The 6,241-nt window shown below is 67.1% G+C and carries 6 protein-coding genes, 1 tRNA gene and 1 pseudogene; 5 read left to right on the top strand and 3 right to left on the bottom strand.

Annotated elements, in window-relative coordinates:
* A pseudogene (locus AB0F91_RS27155) lies at nt 1-290 on the top strand (arylsulfatase); the annotation flags it as partial.
* A gap of 393 nt (nt 291-683) precedes the next feature.
* On the opposite strand, the gene AB0F91_RS27150 reads toward AB0F91_RS27155, so the two are convergent.
* Complete coding sequence (locus AB0F91_RS27150) at nt 684-1,058, bottom strand: hypothetical protein (protein WP_360601761.1); 375 nt, start codon at nt 1,056-1,058, stop codon at nt 684-686.
* 64 nt (nt 1,059-1,122) lie between these two features.
* Nucleotides 1,123-1,332 (bottom strand): hypothetical protein, encoded by a 210-nt coding sequence (locus AB0F91_RS27145; RefSeq protein ID WP_360601759.1) that lies wholly within the window; start codon nt 1,330-1,332, stop codon nt 1,123-1,125.
* A 479-nt stretch (nt 1,333-1,811) separates the two neighbouring features.
* Here AB0F91_RS27145 and AB0F91_RS27140 point away from each other — a divergent pair.
* Nucleotides 1,812-1,885, top strand: a tRNA-Pro gene (locus AB0F91_RS27140).
* 852 nt (nt 1,886-2,737) lie between these two features.
* The gene (locus AB0F91_RS27135) at nt 2,738-3,709 is read left to right on the top strand and encodes a hypothetical protein (RefSeq protein ID WP_360601757.1); all 972 of its coding nucleotides are present in this window, start codon (nt 2,738-2,740) and stop codon (nt 3,707-3,709) included.
* Between the two features lie 620 nt (nt 3,710-4,329).
* On the opposite strand, the gene AB0F91_RS27130 is transcribed toward AB0F91_RS27135, so the two are convergent.
* Nucleotides 4,330-4,521 carry a hypothetical protein gene (locus AB0F91_RS27130; protein WP_360601755.1) on the bottom strand — a complete coding sequence of 64 codons (192 nt, stop codon included), beginning with the start codon at nt 4,519-4,521 and terminating at the stop codon, nt 4,330-4,332.
* 338 nt (nt 4,522-4,859) lie between these two features.
* Here AB0F91_RS27130 and AB0F91_RS27125 point away from each other — a divergent pair, with 338 nt between their 5' ends.
* Nucleotides 4,860-5,378 carry an ATP-binding protein gene (locus tag AB0F91_RS27125; RefSeq protein WP_360601753.1) on the top strand — a complete coding sequence of 173 codons (519 nt, stop codon included), beginning with the start codon at nt 4,860-4,862 and terminating at the stop codon, nt 5,376-5,378.
* Nucleotides 5,379-5,757: 379 nt separating this feature from the next.
* Complete coding sequence (locus AB0F91_RS27120; protein WP_360601751.1) at nt 5,758-6,138, top strand: VOC family protein; 381 nt, start codon at nt 5,758-5,760, stop codon at nt 6,136-6,138.
* The last annotated feature ends 103 nt before the right edge of the window (nt 6,139-6,241 follow it).

Raw genomic sequence — 6,241 nt, 5'->3', positions numbered from 1 at the left:
ACAAGGAGGGCGAGGAATCGCCCGGTGTCGCGACCGGCGTGTTGTCGCTCTACCACGGCGACCGCAAGGTCGGCGAGGGTCGCATCAAGACACAGCCCGGCGCGTTCGAGCTCGCGGGAGAGGGTCTGTGCGTCGGCCGCGACAGCGGGGCCGCCGTCACCGACGACTACCGCGGAGAACGTCCCCACCGGTTCACCGGCGGCACCATCAAACGGGTCGTGATCGACGTCAGCGGCGACCCCTACGTCGACCAGGCGCGTGAGGCCGAGGCGATGCTCATGCGGGAGTAGCCGTCCGGCGGCGGGACCACTGGTCGTGGACCTCGGGCGGGGAGCTGACGCGGAGCCGGTGGTCGGGTGCTGCTGTCAGGTGATTCGAGGCGCGTACGGTCGTTACGTGAGCGCTGGCAGTCCGCCGGACTTGGCCGAGATCGAGGCACATTTCACCGCGCTTCTCGACGGGCGGATGAGCCGCGACCGGTCGACCGGTGGGCTGGTCGGTGGCTGACGGATGACAGTCTCTTGTGGGATGCGCTGAGCCTGTGGGCGTTGGATCTGCTCTACGGAATCGATCTGCGTCACGGGCCCGATGGCGATTACCTGCACGGCGACAGTCAGGTACGCAGTTGGCCGGCGGAGTTCAGGAGCCGGCGCGCGCGGTGACTTGCGCAGCCGCGAGAGCGTTCATGCTTGGGCTGTGCCTCGGGTCGAGCGGGCGGGGGAGTGGGCACGCCGCGCGATGTCATGGTCGAGAAGAACAGCTGCAGATGCGGCCGCCGCCCCGGGGTTCGCACTGTGCCGCCAGGCCGCGGCGACCCGCTCGGCCGGCGTCCCCTTGGCGGGGAGCAGCTCGCCAAGCCGATCGAGCAGCGTGGTTCCGCGGAGAATCCCGTCCACCGCGGCAGCGAGCAACGCATCGAGCGACCCGAAGTGGTACAGCAACATCCGGTTGTGGGAGCCGATGCCACGCGCGAGCTCACTCAACGACACATCGACCACACCACGGCCGAGGATGAACTCGCACGTTTCGCGCAGAAGTCGCGCGCTCGACTGGTCCACTGGCCACCCCGTGATCGTTAGGCAGGGGCCCTGACCTCCCCCTTCGAGCGACGACGCGGTTTGTTCACCCAGCCACCGTGTACCCCACGGCGCGCAGCAGGTCGCTCAGCCACACCAGGTGGTAGGCCAGGGGAGGTCGCTCGCCCTCCAGCAGCTGCCGAACATGCTGTTCGCACTCCGACAACTGACCGATGGTGAGCTCTTGGGGCTTCTGGCCGACGTCGTAGAGCGCGTCGGGCGGGACGGCCCAGAAGTAGTCGGCAGCCACGTCCACGGTTTCTCCGTGGACCTCCCTGACATGCTCGAAAAGCCTCTCGGTCGCCGCAGCCAGCTGGTCAAGCCGGATGACGTTCGCAGTGGTCAACTCGATCTGCCTTCCTGGAGAAGCTGCGCTTGATCGTATTGGCCGCTTCATGACACCTCCTTCGGTCTCCCGTCCAGCGCTCGGAGGCGTTCTTCCTCCCCGCCGGCCCCATTGCGGCCGTCCGCCGCGGCGTGGGCGCCGCACGCGAACCCCGGCTCGATGCGGCCGCCCCCCTGGCGATCAGTACCGGCGCGGAGGCGAAGGCCATCCGGCAGACGCGTCGGCGATGCCCAACACCTACGGCCACCTGCCTGCTCGGGACGTCACCCTCTGTTGCCGGGGTTTCCACAGGCCAAGGCATAAATGCAGGCCTCCCTGCAACCCCCCGATGGCGACCCGCTACAGTACTCACATCGCGCTTCACGGAGCACCTCCGAGGAGCACGGGTCCGGGCTGTGGCGCAGTTTGGTAGCGCACTTGACTGGGGGTCAAGGGGTCGCAGGTTCGAATCCTGTCAGCCCGACCGGACAGGCTGAAGGGCCCGTGAGCAACAAATTCCCTGCTCACGGGCCCTTTTGCTGACCGTGCGAACTTGTGCAGTTGATCTACGCGTGCGTGTCAGTGTGGACCAGTTGTGGACCAGCCAATTAGGCCACACTGCCTAGACCTGTGTTCGGGTCGCCACCACCGCCCCGCGCCGCTATTGGACGCTACGCTTCGGTGGCCGCCGCCCGCATCGGGCTCGACTAGGCCAGCACAAGCGGGGTCCGCTTCCGCCCCTTGTCGCACGTTGACGGGCCCATTTTGAATCCGGCTCGGAAATGGCCCCTGACCTGCGCGTTGACTGAAGCACTTGTTGCGTGGACCGGGCATAGACCGTGCCTGCCTGAGAGCAGGCGTAGCGCCAGGGCGCTTCAGCGCGACTGAGTCTGCGCGATGGAGGAGCCTTTCCGGTCGAGGCAGCCCAGTGCCGGAGATGGAAGCGTTGAACATACTGTGCGCGGCCCGTTAATAGCCTGACCTGCACATTTCGAGCTCGCCGCCGATTCTCGCATGCTGCTGGCGGCGTTCCGAATGGCGCTGGCCGCGTCGGTGGGTGGGTGCCTGGACGTGTGACGAGGAGCTGGTGCGCGGAGGCAAGTCGCGTGCTACGCCGTGCGCTATGGGTGGTCGGTATGACGCGATCACGGAGCAGTACCGCGACGCCGTCCAGGACTTTACAATGATGATCCGGCCGGCCCCACGAAGGCCACGCGAACCGCCGTCGCGCAGGAGATCGCATGTTTGTTCCGCCAGGTCCCCGGCACCAAGCCCGTTGACACCTTCTGTCGACCTTCCGGTGGCGAGGCCGCCCCAGCTCGACGAGGAGACCCCTTTGCCCCGCATCGTCCCCAACGCATTCGGCATGGGATTCGGCCTGGCCGGGCTGGCGGGCACCTGGCGCGCCGCCGCCGACGCCGGTCTCGCTCCACGCTGGATCGGCGACGTCCTACTAGTCCTGACCGCGCTCGTGTGGGTGACGGTGCTGCTGGCGTATGGCGTCCACGCGCTGAGCCACAGCGGAATGCTGCGCTCCGACCTGACCCACCCGGTGCTCGCACCATTCCTGTCGCTCGCGGTGATTACTCCGATGGTGCTGGCCGCGCGAGGCGTGGAGCCGCACATGCACACCACCGGCAAGGTGCTTACCGACGTTCTGATCGGTCTTGTCTTTTTGCACGGCTGCTGGTTCACCGGCCAGCTGATCTACGGGGAGTATTCCTTCGACCAGCTTCACCCCGGTTACTTCCTGCCTACCGTCGCCGGTGGCCTGGTCGCGTCCGCGAGCGCAGCGCAAGTCGGACAGGAGGGGCTCGGCCGGGTGCTGTTCGGCTACGGCGTCGTCTGCTGGGTGATCCTCGGCTCGATGATCCTCGGTCGCCTGTTCTTCCGGCCAGCTCTGCCCGCTGCCCTGCTGCCCACCCTTGCCATCGAGGTCGCCCCCGCACCCGTCGCGAGCCTCGCGTGGTTCGAACTCGGCGACGGGTCGATCGACTTCGTCGCGCAGTTCCTCGCCGGCTACGGCGCACTGATGGTGCTCGCCCAGCTGCGGCTGCTGCCAGCGTTCAGAAAACTGTCGTTCTCGATCGGCTTCTGGTCCTTCACGTTCGCCTGGGCGGCAGTAGCGACTGCGATGCTGGATTGGATCGCCGCGACCCGCCCGGCCTGGCAGGACGTGTGGTCCTGGCTGGTACTCGCGGTGATTACCTTGCTGGTCGGCGGCATCGCCGTCCGCACGGTGGTCGCACTCGCGCGCGGCCAACTGTTCGTGGCGCGCCCGCAGCGGACACCCGCCCCACAAACCTGACCGCCGCCCCCCCCGGGCGCGTGTTCGTGGACCATCGCCTTCTTGGTTCACCGTAGACCGCGCACATACGTACTTTGCCGGTCGGCTTCGCGCGCCGCCGGACGACACGCGAACTGCCACTAGCGGGGTTGCGTCTGGTCAGGGGCCGCTTTCGCAGGTCTGATGGAGTGCCCCCTCGGTGACGATGACAAGCGCTACGGGTACCCCACCCTTCGGAGGGCGCTACAGCTGGCCGGCTTTCCGGTTCCCAGCTGACGCCGCCTGCCGACCTCGACAAGATCCCTGAAGCCCCCGCGTGGACCGTCAGTCACCGGGTGGCCGAGTGCAGGGAAATGGGTCATGGTTGGACGCCCGGTAGTGCCTGGAGCCGAACCGGACTTGATGCCTGGTCACACGAAGTTTCATTGGCGCCACACGGCGATGGCGCCGTCGTACCCGACCCCCGTGCGCGGGGCAGTGTGCGTCGGTGGACGATCTTGCGCGTTGACCGCGCGCCTCAAGTTACCGGTGTGAACGGCAGAACCTGCGTGCGGTGGCGCTCGATTCACCCAAGGCGAGTGGGTGGACGGCCCAGCCCCGCCAGAAACGGATCGCCGATGAGGACTTGGCTGCGTGTCGGATCAGAACCGGTCGTCGTCCGGATCCCGTGCCCATTCCTTGCGTGGCCGTAGCTGCGACAGGATCCTCCGGGCCTCGTTGCGGACCCCGTCGTCGTCATCGGCGGCGAGCTCGTGCAGCTGCTGAATCAGCCGGTCCGCGCCTTCGGTCGTCATCCATTCGGAGTTGCAGTCCAGAGCCGGCCACCAGCTCATCTCTGGTCCAGAACTCGACAGCTCCGCTGCTAGCCAGCAGCACGCAGCGCAGCCCGGCGGTGTCCTTGCGTGCGAGCAGGGCCTCGGCGGTCTCCTGTGTGACTGCGGAGTCTCGGGGGTCCAAAAGGAGACAGTGGAGGACGTCCGCCATCCCGTCGATCTTGTCCGATGCCGCGAGCCGCCGACCGGCCGATGCGCGGACGGACCAGTCTGGGGAGTCGGCGTCCTGAGCGGTGGTGGTCAGTTCTTGATCGTCGGGAGACCCCATACCCCCAGCCTTCCAGGGATGTCGTTGATCTCCACTCGATTTCCCAGCCGGCAAACTAGTGTGTCGTCCCGTGATCGTTTGGTTGAACGGTACCCATGGCGCGGGCAAGACGACGACCAGTGCTCTCTTGCAACCGCTGTTGCCTGATTCGCGGGTGTTCGACGCCGAGCAGGTCGGCGTGATGCTCATGGACATCAGGCCGGGGCTGCCCGAGACGGACAACTTCCAGCACTGGCCGCCGTGGCGGCCACTGGTCGTCGAGACCGCCGCTCGCGTCCTGGACTACACCGGTGGCACGCTGGTGATCCCCATGACCGTCCTGGTCGAGCAGTACTGGCGCGAGATCAGCACCGGCCTCGCTCAACGCGCCATTCCGGTGCGGCACTTCGTCCTGCACGCCGACCAGGAGACGCTCCGCGGGCGCATCGAAAGCGAGCACGCCATCCCGTCCCCGTTCCGGCTCCGGTATCTGCAGCCCTACGCCGAGGCAGCCCGGACGTGGTTGCACGCCGAGGCCGAAGTCGTTGACACCACGCACCTCACCGCCGCCGAGGCCGCCGCGAAGATCGCAGACGTCGTCAAGAAATGAGGCCGGCTGGCACAGACAGAGTGCCACCGGCCGCCCGGCGCCTTTTTATTGATTACTGCCCACTGTCAAATGTGATCTTGCAGCCGGAGACCGATCCAACTGTCGCCCACCCGAGAGGGCAACACTCACCAGCGCTGTGGGTGTGCACAGCGTTCGCCGTGTCCTTGATCGTCGTGGCCCTGGCGAATCGCGACGGCTCCCGAGGATAGTTCCGCACAATTCCGCGCCCTGCGTGGTGATCGCATGCCTGGCGGCGTTGGCTACACGGCACGTAGGCGTGAACCGGTGATGGACCTGTAGGTCGCCTGCCGCGCTCTTGCCTCGGCGTTGGGGCGGTCGTTGGGGTGGTCGACTCGCCGCTATCCGAAAGAATCGACACATGCTGAGAGTCGGATCTGTTGTGCTGGGTGTTTCGGATGTGCCACGTGCGGCCGCGTTCTGGACGGAGGCCCTGGGAGACGTCCCGCGAGAAGAGATCGAAGAGGATTGGGTGGTACTGGTCCCGACGGAAGGGACCGGGACCCACCTGTCGCTCGGCCTCACGGAGACGCCGCTGCAGGCGCATCCGCGGATCCACCTGGACCTGTACGCCGGGGACGCGGCCCACCAGGCCGCCGAGGTCGAACGGCTGGTGTCCCTGGGCGCCCAGATCGTCGACTGGGACCTGTACCCAGACGACGCCGACTTCGTCGTGCTCGCCGATCCGGACGGTAACCGCTTCTGCATCATCGACACCGGGCACCATCGACGCCCCGCCTGAGCCAACGCGGGACAGGCTGGGGGCAAGCGAAGCGCGCAACAGCGCAGGGCGGCCGCCGAGGACCCCGGCCACGCAGGATGTGCCCGAGGCCCAGTAACGAGCC

The sequence above is a fragment of the Amycolatopsis sp. NPDC023774 genome, from assembly GCF_040639695.1.
In the GTDB taxonomy this organism is placed as follows: domain Bacteria; phylum Actinomycetota; class Actinomycetes; order Mycobacteriales; family Pseudonocardiaceae; genus Amycolatopsis.
The sequence above is the reverse complement of the archived record's forward strand: the minus strand, read 5'-3'. Positions and strand labels throughout refer to the sequence as shown.